21 protein-coding genes are annotated in these 18658 nt (G+C 66.6%); 15 read left to right on the forward strand and 6 right to left on the reverse strand.

The features are described 5' to 3' along the window. Window positions 1-22: 22 nt before the first annotated feature. The 5 genes from Q7W51_10510 to Q7W51_10530 all read left to right on the forward strand — a co-directional run bounded on the left by Q7W51_10510 (window position 23) and on the right by Q7W51_10530 (window position 3092). Window positions 23-481 carry a hypothetical protein gene (locus Q7W51_10510; GenBank protein MDO8848803.1) on the forward strand — a complete coding sequence of 153 codons (459 nt, stop codon included), beginning with the start codon at window positions 23-25 and terminating at the stop codon, window positions 479-481. A 70-nt stretch (window positions 482-551) separates the two neighbouring features. After that, complete coding sequence (locus tag Q7W51_10515; GenBank protein ID MDO8848804.1) at window positions 552-695, forward strand: lmo0937 family membrane protein; 144 nt, start codon at window positions 552-554, stop codon at window positions 693-695. Between the two features lie 90 nt (window positions 696-785). Beyond that, on the forward strand, window positions 786-1193 hold the full coding sequence (locus Q7W51_10520; GenBank protein ID MDO8848805.1) for a YggT family protein: 408 nt from the start codon (window positions 786-788) through the stop codon (window positions 1191-1193). A gap of 71 nt (window positions 1194-1264) precedes the next feature. Further along, window positions 1265-2449, forward strand: coding sequence for an ice-binding family protein (locus Q7W51_10525; GenBank protein ID MDO8848806.1), 1185 nt, complete (start codon window positions 1265-1267; stop codon window positions 2447-2449). Continuing rightward, window positions 2442-3092, forward strand: coding sequence for a class D sortase (locus Q7W51_10530; GenBank protein MDO8848807.1), 651 nt, complete (start codon window positions 2442-2444; stop codon window positions 3090-3092). Before Q7W51_10525 ends, Q7W51_10530 begins: the two co-directional genes overlap by 8 nt. Before the next feature lie 90 nt (window positions 3093-3182). On the opposite strand, the gene Q7W51_10535 is transcribed toward Q7W51_10530, so the two are convergent. From Q7W51_10535 to Q7W51_10545, 3 genes are read right to left on the reverse strand one after another with little or no spacing between them, the layout of a single operon-like run. Then, window positions 3183-3980, reverse strand: coding sequence for an ABC transporter permease subunit (locus Q7W51_10535; protein MDO8848808.1), 798 nt, complete (start codon window positions 3978-3980; stop codon window positions 3183-3185). 8 nt (window positions 3981-3988) lie between these two features. Then, window positions 3989-4786 carry an ABC transporter permease subunit gene (locus tag Q7W51_10540; protein MDO8848809.1) on the reverse strand — a complete coding sequence of 266 codons (798 nt, stop codon included), beginning with the start codon at window positions 4784-4786 and terminating at the stop codon, window positions 3989-3991. Window positions 4787-4790: 4 nt separating this feature from the next. Next, a complete protein-coding gene (locus Q7W51_10545; GenBank protein ID MDO8848810.1) occupies window positions 4791-5684 on the reverse strand; it encodes an ABC transporter ATP-binding protein in 894 nt (297 codons plus the stop codon). A gap of 198 nt (window positions 5685-5882) precedes the next feature. Between Q7W51_10545 and Q7W51_10550 the strand changes: the two genes are divergently transcribed. The 5 genes from Q7W51_10550 (at window position 5883) to Q7W51_10570 (ending at window position 10900) form a co-directional block, all read left to right on the forward strand. After that, window positions 5883-6227, forward strand: coding sequence for a hypothetical protein (locus tag Q7W51_10550; GenBank protein ID MDO8848811.1), 345 nt, complete (start codon window positions 5883-5885; stop codon window positions 6225-6227). Window positions 6228-6273: 46 nt separating this feature from the next. Continuing rightward, complete coding sequence (locus Q7W51_10555) at window positions 6274-7608, forward strand: radical SAM protein (GenBank protein MDO8848812.1); 1335 nt, start codon at window positions 6274-6276, stop codon at window positions 7606-7608. Beyond that, window positions 7605-8714: a hypothetical protein gene (locus Q7W51_10560; GenBank protein ID MDO8848813.1), complete on the forward strand. Its 1110-nt coding sequence runs from the start codon at window positions 7605-7607 to the stop codon at window positions 8712-8714. The genes Q7W51_10555 and Q7W51_10560 overlap by 4 nt, the downstream gene beginning before the upstream one ends. Before the next feature lie 20 nt (window positions 8715-8734). Next, on the forward strand, window positions 8735-9889 hold the full coding sequence (locus Q7W51_10565; protein MDO8848814.1) for an aromatic amino acid transport family protein: 1155 nt from the start codon (window positions 8735-8737) through the stop codon (window positions 9887-9889). A gap of 111 nt (window positions 9890-10000) precedes the next feature. After that, window positions 10001-10900, forward strand: a complete 900-nt coding sequence (locus tag Q7W51_10570) for a prenyltransferase (protein MDO8848815.1) — start codon at window positions 10001-10003, stop codon at window positions 10898-10900. Between the two features lie 15 nt (window positions 10901-10915). Here the strand turns inward: Q7W51_10570 and Q7W51_10575 are convergent, their stop codons facing one another. Continuing rightward, window positions 10916-11425, reverse strand: coding sequence for a flavodoxin domain-containing protein (locus tag Q7W51_10575; protein MDO8848816.1), 510 nt, complete (start codon window positions 11423-11425; stop codon window positions 10916-10918). A gap of 207 nt (window positions 11426-11632) precedes the next feature. Between Q7W51_10575 and Q7W51_10580 the strand changes: the two genes are divergently transcribed. The 5 genes from Q7W51_10580 (at window position 11633) to Q7W51_10600 (ending at window position 15129) form a co-directional block, all read left to right on the forward strand. Continuing rightward, the gene (locus Q7W51_10580) at window positions 11633-11929 is read left to right on the forward strand and encodes a J domain-containing protein (GenBank protein ID MDO8848817.1); all 297 of its coding nucleotides are present in this window, start codon (window positions 11633-11635) and stop codon (window positions 11927-11929) included. 77 nt (window positions 11930-12006) lie between these two features. Further along, on the forward strand, window positions 12007-12693 hold the full coding sequence (locus Q7W51_10585) for a response regulator transcription factor (GenBank protein ID MDO8848818.1): 687 nt from the start codon (window positions 12007-12009) through the stop codon (window positions 12691-12693). A 20-nt stretch (window positions 12694-12713) separates the two neighbouring features. Continuing rightward, window positions 12714-14138, forward strand: a complete 1425-nt coding sequence (locus Q7W51_10590; protein MDO8848819.1) for a HAMP domain-containing sensor histidine kinase — start codon at window positions 12714-12716, stop codon at window positions 14136-14138. 110 nt (window positions 14139-14248) lie between these two features. Then, window positions 14249-14815, forward strand: coding sequence for a hypothetical protein (locus tag Q7W51_10595; GenBank protein MDO8848820.1), 567 nt, complete (start codon window positions 14249-14251; stop codon window positions 14813-14815). Next, a complete protein-coding gene (locus Q7W51_10600; GenBank protein ID MDO8848821.1) occupies window positions 14812-15129 on the forward strand; it encodes a hypothetical protein in 318 nt (105 codons plus the stop codon). Before Q7W51_10595 ends, Q7W51_10600 begins: the two co-directional genes overlap by 4 nt. A gap of 77 nt (window positions 15130-15206) precedes the next feature. Here Q7W51_10600 and Q7W51_10605 read toward each other — a convergent pair whose 3' ends face one another. Together Q7W51_10605 and Q7W51_10610 are read right to left on the reverse strand one after the other, a co-directional pair. Then, window positions 15207-16685 (reverse strand): HD-GYP domain-containing protein, encoded by a 1479-nt coding sequence (locus tag Q7W51_10605; GenBank protein ID MDO8848822.1) that lies wholly within the window; start codon window positions 16683-16685, stop codon window positions 15207-15209. A 30-nt stretch (window positions 16686-16715) separates the two neighbouring features. Beyond that, entirely contained in the window at window positions 16716-18605 is a 1890-nt protein-coding gene (locus Q7W51_10610) for a HEAT repeat domain-containing protein (protein MDO8848823.1), read from the reverse strand. Window positions 18606-18658: the final 53 nt, after the last annotated feature.

Below are 18658 nucleotides of genomic sequence, written 5' to 3' on the forward strand. Positions count from 1 at the left end.
CAACCACGGAGAGGTGAGGTCAGTGCCTGAGTTCGTGAGCGTCCCGGTTCCGGCCGATCGTGTCCAGGAAGTCTACGAACTGCTCTCACGAGAGCCGTTCAGGCCATCCGCCGAGCGCCATATCTCCGGGGACGATCACTCGGAGGTCTGGACCCCGTCGATGATCGATCGGATGTTCATCGAGTCATCGTCCGCGATGCGGCAGATTCTGCTCGCGATAGCCGAGGGGTCACCCGGATGGGTCACCATCAAGGACATCTCCCTCGTCTCCGGCCTGACGGCGCGCCAGGTTGCCGCCTCGCTTGGCCCGTTCGAGAAGCGCGTTCGCGGTCGCTACTCCATGAGCAGCTGGCCGTTCGAGGCGAGGCACTTCGTTGATGCAGGCATATTCAAGTACTCCATGTCGCCGGAAACGGCGGACAGGATCATCACGTTGGCGGCAGACGTTCGCCAGCACGAGGGAGGCGATGAGAGAAAGTGACCGGATGTGGGTAGACCCGGAGTAACTGACCCTGGACTAATCACTTGCTCGCCTCAAGGAGGAGAGAGAAATGCTGTGGACCATCTTCGTCATCCTGGTAGTCCTTTGGCTGCTGGGCTTCAGCTTCGAGATCGGCGGTAGCCTCGTCCACATCCTGCTGGTGATCGCACTGGTCGTGCTCGTGTACAACCTGATCACAGGCCGTCGGTCGTAGCCCGCACGAGGAGTGAGGGCCGACCAAGGGCAAGACCGGCGGGTCGTTCGGACATCGGCTTCCCGCCACCTACAAAGGAAGTGAAGTGCCATGGTTAATGCAAATGCGGTTTCGACAGATCGTCACAGTCAAGTCCACACGGAAGTCCGTTCACCGGTCGAGGCGGTAGTCTCGCGCGTCATCATGTTCGTCTTCGGCGTTATCGAGGTGCTCATTGCGATCCGCTTCGTTCTCCTGCTGCTCGGTGCCAACGCCGAGGCCGGTTTCGCGAAGATGATCTACGGCCTGTCCGGGATCTTCGTGGCTCCGTTCGCTGCGCTGTTCAATACGCAGCAGGCAGGCGGTTCCGTCTTCGAATGGAGCTCCCTGGTCGCCATCGCCGTGTACGCCTTGGTGGCGTGGGGGCTGGTCGCGCTGATCCGTGCCGTGAGTCCGCGAGAGCAGGCTCAGACCGTAGAGCGTATAGTATCTGAAGACGATGCTACGACCGCTCACTAGCCGACGGACGTCTTGCGTGCGGCCTGGAGTATCGAACGGTCATTCGACCCTTGGAGGGGCGGGATAGGATCGTGAAGACGTTGATGAGAGTACGCTCGATTTCGTTTCTACTGGCACTCTCGCTTGTAGCGGTGCTCGCAGTTCCAGCCGTAGGCATGGCTGCGGAGCCCACGCTCAACCTGGGAACCAGCGCGAGCTACGCGGTACTGGCCGGCTCGACGGTCACCAACGTCGTATCCCCGGGGACTGTGATCAACGGCGACCTCGGCGTGTGGCCGGGCCTCGCGGTAACCGGGTTCCCGCCGGGGGTAGTAACCCCGCCTGGAGCGATTCACGCTGGCGATGCCGCTGCCCAGCAAGCTCAGAGCGATCTAACGGCCGCCTATCTCAACGCCGCGGGCCGTACGCCGGTCACCCAGAACTTGAGCGGTCAGGATCTGGGCGGACTCACCCTCACGCCTGGCATCTACAAGTTCGACAGCTCTGCTCAGTTGACCGGGACGCTGACGCTCGACGCGCAGGGCGACCCGGACGCTGTCTGGGTCTTCCAGATCGCCTCCACGCTCACCACTGCTTCGAACAGCAGCGTGAACCTCATCAACGAGGCTCGCTTCTGCCGTGTCTTCTTCCAAGTCGGGACTTCTGCGACCCTGGGAACTGGCACCGACTTCTACGGCCACATCTTGGCGCTGACCTCCATCACCGCCAATACCGGCGCGACGGTGACCGGACAGCTACTGGCCCAAAACGGCGCGGTCACTCTCGACGAGAACGTGATCACGAGTGGTGTCTGCGCCACCTCGCGCGTGATCGACATAGACAAGAGCGCGAATCCCGCGTCGCTGACTGCGCCAGGTCCTGTTACCTATACCTACCTCGTGACCAACCCTGGTAGCGTCGTCTTGGGAAACATCGTAGTCACGGACGATAAGATCAGCCTCGTCACGTACGTCTCCGGCGACACGAACGGGGACAGCCTACTGCAGCCGGGCGAGACGTGGCGCTACACGGCCACGGCAACCCTGGCAACGGCCACCACGAATACGGCGACCGTAACGGCCGACGACCGCGGAACACCTCTGCTGACCGCCACAGACACGGCAGCTGTGACCGTGCCCGTCGGCATTAGGACCGTCACCGGTGGACAACTCCCAAGGACCTCTACCCCTTGGTACAACGTGCTTGTTGCGAGCATCGCGGTCATGTTGCTCGGGGCGGTGGGTCTTTCGAGAGCCACCAGAAGGATCAATGACTGAGACCAAGCGCTCACGAGCCAAGCCTTCGCTCGGCGTCATCCTGTCTCTGGGGTGCCTGGCTCTCGGAATCGCAGGTCTGGTCTGGGCTGGGCTGAACATCGGGACGCAGCTGCTGCGTCCCGATGTCGCCGATTCCGGCCTTGTAGCCCCGGCGGTGGTGAAGCAGAAACCGCAAGGAGGGTATGCCGAGTCGGTCGTCCCCTCCGACCCGCCCGTCCCGCAGGTTCTCTATCCCGTACGTCCCGCCGAGGGCGACCCCGTCGGGACGCTCCTGATTCCGGCTCTCGACCAGACGCTGCCGATAGTCGAGGGGACCGGCGACGACGAGCTCAAGGAGGGCGTGGGGCACTACGTCCAGAGCGTGCTCCCCGGGGAGCCGGACAACTGCGTTCTCTCGGCGCATCGCGATACGCACTTCTCGGGCTTGGGGGCGCTGAAGGTCGGCGATTGGCTGATCGTCCAGACATCGGCTGGCACGTTCTCGTATGAGATCAGCGTTATCCGGATCGTCGACAAGGACGATCGAACGGTGATCGTGCCCACGGATCACGCAGTCCTGACGCTGAGCACCTGTTACCCGTTCGACTATGTTGGAAGTGCCCCGGATCGCTACATCATCAGCGCGGATGCGGTTGTTCCGTAGCCGGAAACCCCCGTGTTGGCGGCCCAAGCCGGTCACTGGCCACCATGGAACACCAAGGCCGGCCCCGCAGGGGCGCCGGTCTTCTCATGCCTAGATGCTCAAGTCCCTCGCATTGTAGAAGCGGTACGTCCCGACGATTGCGGCGACGATGATCACGACGGAGAGACCCACGAAGACCGGGTCCAGCGCCCCGTCGGTCATGAGGTTTCCGGCCTCGAAGTACTTGAACGGCGTGAGGTACTTCAAGAAGTCCAGGTCCGCGTTCAAGTTGACCACGTAGAAGAGCAGGAACGTCCCGAACATGATGGAGGTCGCCCGCGAGGCGGCCGTCTTCGGCTTCCGGCTGCTTCCGGCCACAGCCGCGCCGATCGCAAAGAAGATCACCTGCAGGAAGAACAGACCGATCATCAGCAGGACGATGTCGCTGCCAAACGGCGCGTCTTTGTTGAAGAAGTCGACGAAGTAGAACGACGAGACTGCGGTCACCAGGTTCAAGACGACGAGGTTCGCAAGCCCTGCGAGAAGCTTCCCGGACAGAACCCTGCTCCGCGAGGCAGGCTTCGCGTAGAGGAACTCGGAGGTGTGATCGCGCTCCTCCTTGGCGATAAGGTGCGCACCCAGGAGCGCGGCGTGTACGGCGCCCATCACCGCAAGGTAAAGGAACAGCATTCCGAAGAAGCCGGCCGCAGTGGTGAGGTCGAATCCGGTCATGCCGAAGACGGCCTGCACCGTGCCGGGGATCTGGTCGAGGATCGCTGTGACCGACTGGCCGGCCGCCTCGTAGGCGCCGTACTTCGCCATGCCGGAGTAGATCATCATCACCATGCCGAGGCTCCAGAACAGCAGCCCCCACCGGTGTGCCTTCATCTCACGCAGGAAGACGTTCATATCGCCACCTATACGGCCGTGTGGATGTCTCTCTTGGCGAAGATCACGTAGGTCGCTGCAGTCGCTGCCACCACGAATGCAGCCACGACGAGCAGGTACTCTGCCTCAAGGCCGCCCTCGCTGATCATGTACGCCGGATCGAAGTACCTGAAGGGCGAGATCCAGCGCAGCTCCACGTTCTCGAGCACGTCCCCAATGGCCCCGATGATGTAGAACGCGAACACCGTGGGCAGCGTGACCGCCACTACCGACTTGATCTTGGGGATCGTCACCGAGAGCAGGGCCCCGAGAGCCATGAAGACGAGCTGGAGCAGCAGCAGCGTTGAGGACATCAGCAGGAGGGTCGCACCGTCGAATGAGGCCCCGGTCGCCACGACGGCAAGGTACGAGGCACCGATGAAAGCCACGCTCGTCACAAGGATCACCGCCAGCACCGCGGAGAGCTTCCCCGTCACTACCTCGGCCCGGCGCACCGGCTTGGTGAGCAAGAAGTCCGCGGTCTTGCCGGAGATCTCCTTCGAGATGATCCCCACGCCGAGGTTCATCGCATGGATCGATGCCGCCAGCCACGCGAAGCTCAGTAGGTAGCCATAGAAGCCGAGCACCGACATGAACGTCTCGGGCGTGATGTTCACGAGCGCCTTGATCGCCTCAGGGAAGTTGGCGAGCACCTCGTTCAGACCCTCGATGTCATTCGCGAACGCAGGGTAGAGAGCCATGAACAGACCCACGATCCCGCTGAGTGAGATCACCCAGGTGATCGTCGACTTTCGGTAGGCCCTGAACTCCCGGAGGAAGACGTTCATGCGTCTACTCCTCCTTCTGGTAGTAGTGCAAGAAGATCTCCTCGAGGTCGGGTTCCTCGACCTGCAGGTCCAGCAAGTCGAGTCTCGCCAGCAGCCCGGTCAGGTCGTTCACGCGCCCGCGGTAGAGGAAGCTCGCCGTGTGGTTGGTGAACGCGAGGTCGCTGACTCCTTCGAGAGCGAAAACCGACTCATCCACCAGTGTCGCCAGCTCGAGCGTCAGCCGCTTGGTGGCGTTCTCGAGGAGCGTCTTGATCTGATCGACCCGGATGATCGAGCCTTCCTTGATGATCGCCACGCGGTCGCAGAGCTTCTGCACCTCCGAGAGGATGTGCGAGCTGAACAGCACCGTCGCTCCCTCGGCATTCTGCTCCTTGAGCAAGTGGAAGAACTCCTGCTGGATGAGCGGGTCGAGGCCGCCGGTGGGCTCGTCGAGGATGATGAGCTTCGGCTTGTGCGCGAGGCCCTGGATGATGCCGACCTTCTTCTTGTTGCCGTAGGAGAGGTCGTCGATCTTCTTCTTGAGGTCGAGGTCGAAGCGCTCCGCAAGCTCCTTCGCGCGCTTCTCGGTGGCCTTCGGATCCTTGCTGTAGAAACTCGCCGAGTAGCGCAGCAGGTCGATCGCGCGCATGTCGTCGTAGTAGAAGACCTCGGAGGGGAGGTAGCCCACTTCCTGGCGGATCTCCGGGCCGGAGGTAACGATGTCCTTCCCGAACACCTTCGCCGAGCCGCTCGTGGGATGGATGAGGCCGAGCAGCGTGCGGATGGTGGTGGACTTGCCCGCACCGTTCGGGCCGATGAAGCCGTAGATCTCGCCCTCCTGGACGGTCATGTCGAGGTCGACGATGCCCCGTGACGTGCCGTAGTACTTGGTCAGCTTCGAGGTCTCGATCACGTTCATCTCTGCTCCATCGATCGCCCGCACGTTGTCATGCCGCACCAATCCAGTATCCACCTGTTGCGGACCACCGTGAACATGCGTTTCGATGTGTGGAGGGCCCTGCGGGGGAGGCGGCTGCCGCTGCGCTCGGGCATATACGTACGAGGGCCCGGTCGGCCCACTGGGGTGGGACGACTGCAGTTCGCCCGGATGCGGACGGTGGATCGCATGCGTGATGGCAGCGAGGGTTCGGCAGACCGCAGACGCACTTCGCGAACGATCCTGATCGCGGGGCTCGCGGTCCTTGTGGTCGTCGGCGTCGGAGCTCTCTTCGTCTCGACGGCGCTCGGGCACTACCACGTCGGCCGCATTGAGAGCACCCGCGGAGACATGGCCTTCATCAGTGTGGCGGACCTGGACGGGACATTCACCGCCGAGGTGGTGGACCCGGACCTGGCCGAAGGAGCCGAGGTGGTGCTCTACGTCGCAGACGGCGAGGGCACTATCGTGGCGACCTCACCGGGACGGGTGAGGTTCATCACCGCGCTCAAGGAACTGCTGTGAGACGCTCCGGGCGCGCGGGTCTCGTCACGCGAGCGGAGGCGGCGCGGTGCAGGTGACGCTCATCAAGCCGACGCTCGGCCGGACGGAGCGCGGCGACCGATTCATCGACGACGCGCGCATGGAGCCGCTGCCGCTCGGCGTGCTCGCCGGTCTCACGCCCGCAGGCGTGGACCTGCGGCTGCTCGACGATCGCATCGACACGATCGACTACGACGAACCCGCTGACCTGGTGGCGATCACTGTCGAGACGTTCACCGCGAGGCGTGCGTACGAGATCGCTGCCGAGTACCGTGCGCGCGGTGTGCCGGTGGTGATGGGCGGTATGCACGCGACGCTGCTGCCCGAGGAGGTGGCCGAGCATGCCGACGCGACCGTGACAGGTGATGCGGAACGCGTGTGGGCCGAGGTGGTCGGCGACACGCACGACGGGCGCCTGCAGCCGCGTTATCACGGCGCGTTCGGCACACCGCAGCCCGGCAGCGTGCCTCGCCGGGATCTCTACAAGGGCAAAGGCTATCTCCCGCTCTCCTTACTGCAGTTCGGACGCGGATGTACCAACCGCTGCGAGTACTGCGCGGTCACCGAGTACTTCGGGCACCATCACTACGCGCGGCCGGTCGCCGAGGTCGTGCACGAGATCGAGAGTCAGGGCCTGCGCGACCTGTTCTTCGTTGATGACAACCTCGTGGCCGATCACGAGGCGGCCAAGGAGCTCTTCCGGGCGCTCGTGCCGCTCAAGGTCCGGTGGGTCTCGCAGGTCTCCCTCGACCATGTGAACGATCCGGCGCTGCTCGATCTCATGGTGGAGAGTGGATGCCTCGGTAATGTCATCGGCTTCGAAAGCCTCGATGCCGAGTGTCTCCGGCAGATGCACAAGGCGCCCAACCTGCGAAGCGCGGACGCCTACGCCACCGAGGTGGCCGAACTCCGGCGCCGTCACCTACAGACGTGGGCGGCGCTCGTCCTCGGCTACGATCACGACACCGTGGACTCGCTCCGCGCGATGTGCGACTGGGCGATCGGCAACCGCTTCACGTTCGCGGCCTTCAACGTGCTGATGCCGTACCCGAACACCCCGCTCTATGCGCGCCTTGCCGAGGAGGGCCGACTGCTCTACGACGGGCGGTGGTGGTTGCACCCGGAGTACCGCTTCAACCACGCGGCGTTCAAGCCTGCGCGGATGACCGCCGATGAACTCACCGAGGTAGGGTGGGAGTGCCGGCGCCGCTGGAGCAGCTTGCCGTCGATCGTGGCGCGGGCGCTCGAGCCGCATACGAATCTCGCCACGCCCGCGCGATTTGCGCTGTACTGTGCATACAACCCGCTGTTCCGACGCGAGACGTATCGGAAGCAAAGCATGCATCTCGGAACACAGCCGTGAGCGGCACATTCGACATTGGGCTGGCGCAGCCGGCCGACGAGCCCGACATCAGGGCGCTCGTCGGGTCGGTAGCGATGCCCGGCGACGTGTCGGTCCGCTTCGCCCGCGAGCCCGACTACCTTCTCGGCACGACCATCATGGGCGACCCGTGCGACGTGCTCGTGGCGCGACATCAGCTGGACGGGCAGCTCGCGGGCATCGCGTGCCGTGCCGAGCGACGGTCGTTCCTGAACGGCGAGGAGACCACCACCGGCTACATCGGGCAGATCCGCATCGCCGAGGAGTTCCGCGGCAACTGGCTCATCCAGCGTGGCGCGCGCATCGTTCGCGATCGCAGCCCGAAGGGCCTCATCTACCTGGGCGTGATCTCGCACGAGAACCCCCGGGCGCGTGCGGCGCTGATCGAGCGACGTCCCCCGGCGGGCCTGCACGCCAAGCGCCTGTCCGGTCTCACGACCTGCGCGCTCATCCTCAGGCGGCGACCGCAGCGCAAAGTGCGCTCGACAGGGGGCCTCACCGTCGGGACCGCAACTGCGTCTCTGCTCCCCCAGGTGGTCACATTCCTGCAGGGACACGGAGGCAAGCGACACTTCTTCCCCGCCTACACGCTCGAGGACTTCACCGGCGGGACCGCGCTCCGCGGACTCGCAGCCGAAGACGTGCTCGTCGCGCACCGGGGCAATCGCATCCTCGGCGTGCTGGCGGTGTGGGACCAGCACGAATACAAGCAGGACATCGTGGACAGCTACGGCCCGCGTCTTGCGCGCACCCGCCCGGCGTACAATGCGGCTGCTCGGCTACTCGGCGCGCATCCGCTCACTCCCGTGGGGGAGGCGATCCCGCTCGCATTCGGCGCCTGCATGTCGGTTGCCGAAGAGGACCCCGAGGTGATGCACGCGCTCGTGCATGCCGCGTGCGAACGCGCGGCAGGACTGGGGAAGGCCTATCTCATGCTCGGCTTCGCGGACACCGATCCGTTGCTGCAAGTCGCGCTTCACTGGCCGCACATCACGTACCACAGCGACGTGTACGCGCTCTCGTGGAGCGTCGATCCTGCCAAGGTGCTCGATCGCCGGCTACCGTACGTGGAGGTGGCGACGCTCTGAGGCGGGGCGAGGGGGTTCGTATGGAGGGGCATCGGCTCACGCGCTGGGAGGCCACGTCGCTCATGGTGGGTGCGGGGGTGGGCGCCGGCGTCATGGCGGTGCCGTACCTGGCGCGGGAGGTCGGCCTGATCGGCCTCGCGCTCATCCTGCCGGTCGCCTGGGCGGCGAGCGCGCTCGTGCATCTCATGCTTGCCGAGGTGCTGTTCCGCACGGGGCGCGACATGCAGATCGTGGAGCTCATGCGCCTCTACGTCCTCCGGGGCCGGGTCGGGCAGGTGGTGCTGTGGAGTGTATTCGCACTCCTAAGCCTTGCGTTCCTCGCCAATCTGGCCGCCTACGTGTCCGGCGCGGGCGAGATCGTCGCCGATCTCACTGATCTCCATCGCCGCCTTGCCGAGGTGCTCGTGTACGTCGTCTCGGCAGGTGTCGTGTTCTTCGGCCTTAAGGCGGTCGGCATCGCCGAGCGCTTCGGCGCCGTCGTGCTCGTGGGCTTCGTGGCTGCGATCGGCGTGGGCGCGTTGGGCGAGCCGTTCCGGCTCCCGGCGGCGTCCTCGGCCCCGGCGACCGGCTGGCTCGCGCTCTACGGCATGGTGATGTACGCCTACTGGACCTTCTACAGCGTTCCGCAGGTGGTGCAGGGACTCGGGGACGATCGGCGCGGCGCGGCCCGCGCGATCCAAGTCGGTCTCGCCATCAACGGTGCGCTCACGCTTGCTGTCGCACTCATCGCGCTCGGCGTTTCTGCCGAGGTGACCGAAGTGGCGGTGATCGGCATTGCCGAAGCGATCGGCCCGTGGGCCGGCGTTGTGGGATCGCTCCTCATCGTTGCGGCGCTCGTCACGAGCTACTGGTCGGTCTCGCTCGCGCTATCCGACATCCTGCGCGAACGCACCGGCATCAGCCCACGGCTCGCATGGCTTCTCGCCACGCTGCCGTCGCTCCTGGTGTTGTGGCTCGGCGCGCTCGAGTTCCTCGAGTGGCTGCGGCTTGCAGCGGGGGCGACGGCCCTCGTGGTCGCGCTGATCACGCTGCCGATGTACCGCGCCGCGCGCAGGGACGGGGCGGTGCGCGACCCCGCGTGGGAGCTCGGGCGGTGGGGAAGCCCGGCGATGCTCTCGCTGTGCCTGCTCGCCCTCGTGCTCATGGCGGTCGGATCGTTGGTGTCGGTGAGCTAAGCCGTGCCGAGGGCGCGCGAAGGGCTGGCGCGCCACACGCCGAATCGTCACAATGGCTGCCACAGCGCCGCCTGACGCGCTCACCGACAACCGCGTGAAGGAGAGTCAAACGTGCCGAAGACGCCATGGGTTCAGGAAACCCGCCCGCAGTTCCTGCTGCTCGCCGTGCTGCTCGTGGCACACGCTTCGGCCCTTGCGGCCTGGCAGGGGTCGTTCAACTGGCTGCACGCCGTGCTCGCGGGCGTCGCGCTCGTGCTGATGCACGGCAGCGTGAATGCGCTGAACGACTGGCATGACTGGTCGAAGACCGGGATCGACCGTGAGACGCCGCGCACGCCGTTCTCCGGCGGCAGCGGCCTCATCCCCGCCGGCAAGATCACGGCCAAGCAGGCGCTCATCGTGGGCGTTGTAACGCTCGTTGCGGGCTGTGCGATCGGCCTCTACCTGGCGTGGGTGGCCGGATGGCAGCTGCTTGCCATCGGCGCCGCGGGCGCGCTCATGATCGTGCTGTACACCCCGGTGCTCAACAAGCTGGCACTCGGTGAGATCTTCGCCGGTCTCGGCCTCGGCCTGCTCCCCGTGGTGGGCACGTACTTTCTGCTCACCGGACGGTTCGACGCCGTTGCGTGGATCTCCGGTATCCCGGCCTTCTTCCTCACGTACAACCTGCTGCTCCTGAACGAGTTCCCGGACGTCGAAGCCGACAAGGCCGGTGGCCGCACGCACATGGTTACCATCCTCGGCAAGAAGGGTGCGCGCTGGCTGTACGCGGCCGTTGAGGTGGGCGCCTACGTGGCGATCGTCGCGGGCGTCGTGGCCGGCGTGCTCACGCCCTGGGCGCTGCTCGGACTCGGCGGAGCGGTCTTTGCGGCGCGGGCCATCAAGGGCGCGGTCACGGACTACGAGAGCTTCGAGAAGACCGTGGCTGCGCAGGGCGCGAACGTCATCGCCGTGCTGTCCACCAACGCGCTGCTGTTCATCGGCTACCTGATCGCCGCGCTCACGTCGTAGACGGGATGAGGGGCGTCAGACCGTCTTCTCGAGGTCGACCTCACGCGCCCAGCCCTTGATCGCGTCCCAGTCGCGGCAGTCGCCCTCGCCGCCGCCGCCGAACGCCTTGAACGCCCAGCGCGCGATGCGCGACGACTCGGCGGCCTCCGGCCCCTTCCCGGCGAAGAACGCCTCAGCGACGGGGGAGAGAACCGCCCGCACCGCGGTCGTGTACGCGCGGCGTTTCCGGGTCGCCTTCTCGTCATCGCCGAGGTTCATGATGTGCACGCTGAAGATGGACGTGGGCACCTTCCCCAGTGCTGCGGCATTTCGCTCGGCGAACTGCACGGCCTCGGGCAGCCACGCTCCGCCGTTGACTGCGCTGCCGAGGAGCACCGCGTCGTAGCCAGAGACGTCCGGCCGCTCGTTGACCGGCTTCACGTCGACGGTGTAACCGCGCTCGGCCAGCGCTTCGCCGATCGCCTGGGCCACGCCTGTGGTCGCACCGGTCTTGGTCGCATAGCCCACCAACACGCGCTTGCTCACGCCGCTCTCGCCTCCGTCTTGGTCTCAGAACACCTCGGAACGTCCTCGTCTACACTCATTCTCGATACGCCCCGAGGAACCTGCAGCGGCGCATGGCCGAGTGGCGCGAGGGGACCTTCACGCGCACGATGCGCGTGATTCTGCAAGGATATGATGACGCGCACAGGCGCCAGCCCGGCTCATTCGACGAGGAAGACGGCCCACAACGTGACCGATCACTACCAGTTGCTCCAGGTGCGCCGTGACGCATCGCCCGAGGTGATCTCGGCAGCCTATCGGCGTCTCATGAAAGACGCTCATCCCGACCGCGGCGGCGACGCCGAGCGCGCGAAGCGGCTCAACGCCGCATACGAGACACTCTCGGACCCCGCCGCTCGCAGGTCGTACGACGCTTCGCTCCCAACCGAGGCGCAACCGCCCCGCGCGTTCGGTCCTGAGATCGCCTTCCGCGTGGGACGCGGACTCGGGCGTCAGCTCGGCCGCCTCCGCCGAGAGATGCAGTAGGCTCTCGCCTCGTATCCCGCCCGGCCGCGCGCACGTTTCCGGCAGTGGGTACACTGGTCGCACGGAGAGGAGACGCCATGCCGCGTGCGCTGGTGGTGGACGACGAGGCGAACATCCGCGAGCTCGTGGGGCTGTACCTCGAGGGGGCCGGGTACTCCGTCGTGCAGTGTGCCGACGGTGCCGAGGCCGTCACGCTCGCGTGCGGCGGCGGGTTCGACATCGTGATCCTCGACGTGATGCTGCCCTCGCTCAGCGGTGTCGAGGCGTGCCGAAAGATCCGCGAGTGCTCGGCAGTGCCCATCATCATGCTCACGGCCCGGGATAGCGATCTCGAGATCGTGAGCGCGCTCGAGATCGGCGCCGACGACTACGTGACCAAGCCGTTCAGCCCGCCCGAGCTGGTGGCGCGCGTTCGGGCGATCCTCCGACGCACGACAGGCGAGAGCAGCAGGGGCCCCATCGCGCTCGGCCCGCTCTCACTCGATCCGGCCACGCGTGAGGTCGCGGTGGACGACGCTCCGGTCACGCTCACCGCCAAGGAGTTCGATCTGCTACACGCGCTCGTACGCGAGCCGGGCGTGGTGATGACGCGGCAGCAGCTCCTCGAAGCGGCATGGGGCTTCAGCGACTTCGTGGACGAGCGCGGCGTGGACGTCCACATCCGCCACATCCGCGAGAAGCTCGGGGACGACGCGACCTACCCCCGGTTCATCGAAACGCTACGCGGGGTCGGCTACCGCGCACTGCGCGGCGAACGGTCGTGAGTGTCCTGCGACCGCGTGGCATGACCGTGACACGCCGGACCCGCCTGGCAGCGCTTGGGGTCGCGGCGGCCTCGATAGCTCTGGCGGTCGGCCTGCTCTATGCAGCCTGGCTGCAGGCGACCGTAGCGGTTCGGACCGACGAGCTCGCCCGGCAGGTCTACGCCATGGCCGAGGGGATGCCGGCAGGAGGCGCTGTCGACTTCTCGGCCGAGTCTCCGCTCACGGGCCTGCGGCAGCAGCTCTTCGAGGTTGAGGCGGGCCTCATCGGCGCGCGTCTCGTCCTGACCGACGCCGACGGGAACGTGGTTCAGTCGTCCAGCACCGGGGGCACTATCGAGACTTACGACCTCGAGGGGCTGACCGGCGAGCCGGACGACCGCGGCTTGCGAACGGGCGTCAGGTCGCTCTCCGGCATCGGACGCGTGATCCTCGTCGTGGCGCCCGTGCAGGGGAGCCCGGAGGACGGTTATCTGCTCGGCATCCAGCCGCTGACCGAGCTCGCGTCGCTCCAGCGAACCGGCGCGCTCGTGGTCCTCGGCGTGGCGTTCGTGTCGCTCATCGTCGCGTGGCTCGTCGGCGGCATGGTCGCGCGTCGGACCACCGCCCCGCTGGTGCGACTGCGTGGAGGTGCCGAGGCGATCACCGCCGGAGCGTGGGGGCATCAGGTCCCCGTCGACGGGGACGAGGAGGTGGCCGCGCTGGCCGAGTCGTTCAACGCGATGTCCTCCCGGGTCGAGGCTGCCTACAACGCGCAGCGCTCATTCGTCGGCGACGTGTCGCACGAGCTTCGCACGCCCATCACGTCGATCCAGGGCTTTGCGGGCGCGCTTCTGGACGGCATGGCGGCAACAGAGGACCAGCGCGAGCGGTACCTGCGGATCATCAAGCAGGAGTCGGCCCGACTGATGGAACTCACCGGGACCATGCTCGAGCTTGCCGACCTCGATTCGGGGCGCGTTGCGATCGCGCGTGAGCCGGTGGACACAACAGCGCTCGCCGAGGCGCTCCACGCACGACATTACGGACCCGCCTCGGACGGCGCGATCACACTCGAGATCGGCGATCTGGGCGCTGAGGCGCGGCCGCTTGCCGACGAGTGGCGCGTGCTGCAGGTGGCGTCCGCGCTCGTGGGAAACGCGCTCGCCTACACGCCGAAAGGCGGGCATGTGCGCGTGAGCGCGGAACTCGCCGAAGGGCAGTGGGAACTGCGTGTGTGCGACTCCGGTCCTGGCGTGCCGGTTGCTGAACGTGAGCGGATCTTCGAGCGCTTCGCCCGGCTCGACGAGAGCCGTACGTCCTCGTCAGGAGGCTTCGGCCTCGGGCTCGCCATCTGCCAACGTCTTGTCGAGGCGATGGGCGGCGCCATACGGGTGCAGGGCTCAGAACTCGGTGGTGCGTGCTTTGTCGTGGCCCTCGAGGCCACGGGAGTGTCGGATGCGTCTTAACGCTAGCTCAACCGAGGCTCCATTGAGCGTCAACGCGTGCGGTCGATAGTGAACATGCAGGTTCGCACGACCAAAGAGCGCATGGCGCTACTATCGATGAGGTGAATGGGATGGTCAGGAATACGACCAAGCTGACGGTGATCGGACTCGTGGCGCTGCTCGTGGTGGCGCTCGCGCTGCCAACGGTGGCGTTCGCGGGCTCCGGCTCCACGGCTGGCTACACCGGCGGACAGACCGCCGGTACGGGCGCCGTCGGTACGGGTGCCGCCGGTACGGGTGCCGCCGGGAGCGACGTACTCCGCTCGCGTGTTGTGGAGGCACTGCAGCGGCGCGCGCAGCGCTTCGAGCAGGCCGCGCAGACCATGGAGCAGCGCCGCGAGCGCATCATGGAGCTCGCAGGCGTCGTGGAGCAGGCCGGCGGCGACGTAGAACCGGTTCGCACCAGGCTCGCGGAGTGCGAGCGCCTGCTCGTTCAGGCGCGCGAGCAGGAGCAGGTCGCAGCTCAGATGTTCCGCAGCGTGCCGGATGCCGGCGATCGGCGCGGTGCCTTCATGCAGGCCAGGATCCAGGCGCGCACCGCCGTGCAGACCATGAACCAGGCGCGGGTCCAGCTGCGCGAGGCCGCGCAGGTGCTCAAGGATATCGCCGACGACCTCGACGAGGATGACGACGCGTGACACGTTGGATCGCGGTGGCCCTCGCCCTCGTTCTCGTGATGGCGACGACGGCCGGATGCGACAAGTCTGACGGCACTGACGAGACGACCTCACGCGAGGCCGTCTCGTCGGCTACGGTCGAGACCACGGCAGCCGCGTTGCCGGATGGCGCCAGCGGCGAGACCGGCTCAGCGACGTCCGGCACCACCGGTGTCAGCGGCACCGCCGAGGAGGACGCGCTTCAGGCCGAGCTGGAGGCCATCCAGCGGGAGCTTGATGCCATGGTGCTTCCTGATGACACGGACTTCGGCGCGATCGAAGGAGCGCTGCAGTAGCGGTAGCGGCACGGACGCAGAAGACGAACAGGGGCGCCCCCCATCGGGAGGCGCCCCTGTCTTGCATACGGTTGTTCCTACAGGTACTGCCAGACGTCGTCGATGCCGGCGTCGCTTGCCGGGATGCACTCCTCGATCGTCCGGTCGTAGGTGCCCGTCTCCGGGTTGATGAGGCGGAGGTCGACCGTCTCCGGCTCGGTGAGCCACCGTCCTGCAGCGTCGATGATGCGCTTCACTCGCGGACGCAACAGGTCGTCTTTGTTGACGCGGAAGACGACGGCCGTCGTCTTGTCGTCGAGGGTCACCACAGCACCCATCGGGTAGATGCCGAGCATCGCCACGAGCGCTTTGGTGACGCTCGGATCGTAGGCCTTCGCACGACCCTGCATGAGCACCGCGAGCGCCTTGTCCGGCCGGATCTCGCGCCGGAACGGCCGCCGCGTGGTCATCGCATCGTACGCGTCGCAGAGCGCGACGACCTTCGAGAACAGGTGCTGCTCCTGCGGCGTGGCCGGCGCGGGGTAGCCCTGCAAGTCGTGCCGCTGATGGTGCTCGTACGCCACGACCATCGGCATCTGGTCCACGAGCTGGATGCGCTTCAGCAAGTCGGCACCCTCGGTGGTGTGGCTCTTCACGATCTGCCACTCATCCGCAGTAAGGGGGCCCTCCTTGTTGAGGATCTCCTCCGGGATACGCACCTTGCCGAGGTCGTACAGTAGCGCCGAGAGGCCGAGCGACTTCAGCGTCTCGCTGTCCAGGCCGAGGGAGGCGCCAAGCGAGATCGACAGAATGCAGACGTTGAGCGAGTGGTTGAGCGTGTAGTCGTCGTGGCTCTTGATGGCCGTCAGCCCCAGGATGGCGGCGGGGTCCTTGAAGAGCGTGTCGAGCAGGGCGCTCACCATGTGCTGCAGCGGCTCGATCTCGAAGACCTTACCCAGCTTGGCCTGGGTCTCCACATCGCGCATGAGCCCGACGCCCTGGTCGTACGACTCGCGTCCGTGCGCCTTGTTCTCCCGCTCTTCGGCCTCACGCACTGCGTCGTCGAGGTCGGTCGTCTCGGCTACGGCAACATTGGACGCGCCGAGGTTCGCGAGGAAGGCGCGCGCCTGGTCGATCGACGTGATGTCGGTGGCGTTGATCATGGCCGCGATCGCCGAGGCGTCGGTCGGCGTGAAGCCGAAGGACAGCGTGAGCGCGGAGACGCCGCGCGCGAGAAGGTCCTCGATGAGCTTGCGGTAGGTGACGCTCTCCTCGGGAAGCACCTGGTTCTCGATGAACAGCGTCGCCTTGTAGACGTTGACGGTCACGTCTTCGAAGCCGAGTTCCATGACGGCGGACACGGCGTCGGCGAACTCCTGCATCGACTGGACCACGAGCGGGTGGCTGGCAGGGTAGAGTGCGGCGTTGTTCTGCGCCACGGCCAGGGCGCGCGCCACACTTCGTGCCGCATCCAGCCGCTTCGCCGTCGCAAAGGGCGCGCGGGCGGCCGGTCCTGCGAGGGTGGCGAGCTCCTCGGCAGTCTCCAGTCTATCCTCATTGGCGGGGTTGTCGGTCACTCCAGGTCCCCCTTCAGTCACGTCCTTGTGTCATTCGAGCGATTCGAGGACTCGTTGGGCCAGGTAGCGCAGTTCGCGGTTCCTCTTTCCCAGCACGAAGCCCCGCTTTGCCATTCGCTTCAGTGCAGGAACAGCCTGGGGCGACCGCAGCGTCTCCAGGCTCTTAAGTACTTCTTTCTTCAGCTCGTAATTCCTCTCGAACATGCTCACTTCGGCAATCACCTTGAGAAGTGCCGGAACGGCATCGACGTTGCCCGCCCGCCCGATCTCGCGCGCCGCGATCCGTCGCGTCTCGGGGTCCCAGTGCGCAAGCGCCTTGGCAAGCAGCTGCGTGCTCTCCGGGCTTGGGCTCCCGGCGAGCGCCACGATGGCGGCCTCGCGCACGCCCACGTCCAGATGCTCGAGCCCCGAGGCGATCGTGGGCGCGAGCCGACGCGAATGCATCGAGCCGAGTAGGCGCAGGACCGCCGAGGCCGACGCGGCGTCGCCTGAACGCAACACGCGGCCCGCGATCGGCGCCACGCTCTCGATCATCTCGGCTGCGGCGGGCAGCAGGTTCGCGCGCTGCAGTTCGCTCGCGCCGAGGTAGGTCCCGACGAGGGCTTCGGCCCCCGGTGTGCCCGCGTGCGCAAGCAGCGCGCGGGGGGCCTGAGCGGTGGGTTCATCGGCCAGGCGCCGGGTGCAGGTCTCGAGGAGCGCCGGGTCGGCGAGCGCGGAGCGCGCAGCCTGGACGGCCGATGCCAGCCCGGGATCGTCCGCGAGGGTCCGCACGAGTTCGGCCGCCCGGGCGAGCTCATCGAGTGCACCCTGCTGCGCGGCCGGCTTGATCGCCTCGGCGACCGACTTCACGGCGTCCTCGGATGGCCGGTCTGTTGCCATCTGCACGGTGGTGGTGAGTCCGCGGGCCGCAGCCGAGCGGGCCGTCGTCGCCTGGACCAGCGTGGTGATGTGAGCCACGTCCTGCTCGTCGGCAGCGGCGACCTCGTGCACGATGCCGTCCACGTCGGCTTCGGCGGGCACGCCGCGTTCGGCCTCGGTCTGCGGCGATGGCCTGAGAAGCAGCGCCAGCTCGGCGGCGAGCTCCGGTGGGAACTCGATCGCGCCGATGATCTCGCCGGTGTCGGTGCCCCGGCTGTCGGCGGTGAGACGGAGCAGGCGAGCGAGAGCGGCGGGCGGCATGTGGGCCACGACCTCGAGCAGGCCGTCCATTGCCGACTCGGTCACACCAGACGCCATCGCCGAGGACAGCATGCGCTCCCGCGTCTGTTCGTCGAGCAGCATGAGCGCCTCGGCGCACCGGCGCATCGCCAGGTCGCGCGCCGCAGGTTCGAGCCGCTCGATCGCCTCTCCGATGAGGTCGAGAGCGTCGGGGTCGGTGGCGGACTGCTCGATCCACGACTCCACAGCACCCGACAGCTCGCGCGCGATATCCTCGATCGGCGCGGTCGTGAGGTCGAGGCCAAGCAGCCCCTCTTCCGAGGACGCTTTGAGTGAGACCTCGATGACGGCGATGTTCGCAACGCCTGCGCCGAGCAGTGCCGAACGAACCCCGCCGCCCGCCCGCACGGCGTGCGCATCGCTGCCGATGACATCGAGGAAGCTCGCGGATTCGGCTGCGCTCAGACTCGGCGCGATGATGAGCTGACCGATCTGAAGCGCATGGAGCGTCTCGGCGAGCGCGGCGACTTGTGGAAGTCCTTCACCGATGGCGATTTCGCCGACGATGAAGCGGCCGCGGTCCACCCGGAGTTGCAGGGGGCCGGCCATGGTGGCGGCACGCGCTTCGCTTGTGAAGCGCGTGATTGCATCGGTGCGCAGGGGACTCGCCTCGGGGTAGAGGCGCACGGCGTTCATCGCCGCCGCCAGCAGCCGGAGCAGGTCTTCGGCGATCGCGGCGACCCCGCCACGCGTACGATCCACCACCGCTCCTCTCACCCGTGGGGTCCCAACGGGTATATCGGCATTGTCCGATA

Source organism: Coriobacteriia bacterium (assembly GCA_030652115.1).
Classification (GTDB): Bacteria; Actinomycetota; Coriobacteriia; order Anaerosomatales; family Anaerosomataceae; genus UBA6100.

Bases quoted from the DNA above. Each gene is read 5' to 3' on its own strand.
- Q7W51_10515 (MDO8848804.1), top strand. From the start codon at position 552: ATGCTGTGGACCATCTTCGTCATCCTGGTAGTCCTTTGGCTGCTGGGC.
- Q7W51_10520 (MDO8848805.1), top strand. From the start codon at position 786: ATGGTTAATGCAAATGCGGTTTCGACAGATCGTCACAGTCAAGTCCAC.
- Q7W51_10530 (MDO8848807.1), top strand. From the start codon at position 2,442: ATGACTGAGACCAAGCGCTCACGAGCCAAGCCTTCGCTCGGCGTCATC.
- Q7W51_10535 (MDO8848808.1), bottom strand. From the start codon at position 3,980: ATGAACGTCTTCCTGCGTGAGATGAAGGCACACCGGTGGGGGCTGCTG.
- Q7W51_10540 (MDO8848809.1), bottom strand. From the start codon at position 4,786: ATGAACGTCTTCCTCCGGGAGTTCAGGGCCTACCGAAAGTCGACGATC.
- Q7W51_10545 (MDO8848810.1), bottom strand. From the start codon at position 5,684: ATGAACGTGATCGAGACCTCGAAGCTGACCAAGTACTACGGCACGTCA.
- Q7W51_10565 (MDO8848814.1), top strand. From the start codon at position 8,735: ATGGAGGGGCATCGGCTCACGCGCTGGGAGGCCACGTCGCTCATGGTG.
- Q7W51_10585 (MDO8848818.1), top strand. From the start codon at position 12,007: ATGCCGCGTGCGCTGGTGGTGGACGACGAGGCGAACATCCGCGAGCTC.
- Q7W51_10590 (MDO8848819.1), top strand. From the start codon at position 12,714: ATGACCGTGACACGCCGGACCCGCCTGGCAGCGCTTGGGGTCGCGGCG.
- Q7W51_10595 (MDO8848820.1), top strand. From the start codon at position 14,249: ATGGTCAGGAATACGACCAAGCTGACGGTGATCGGACTCGTGGCGCTG.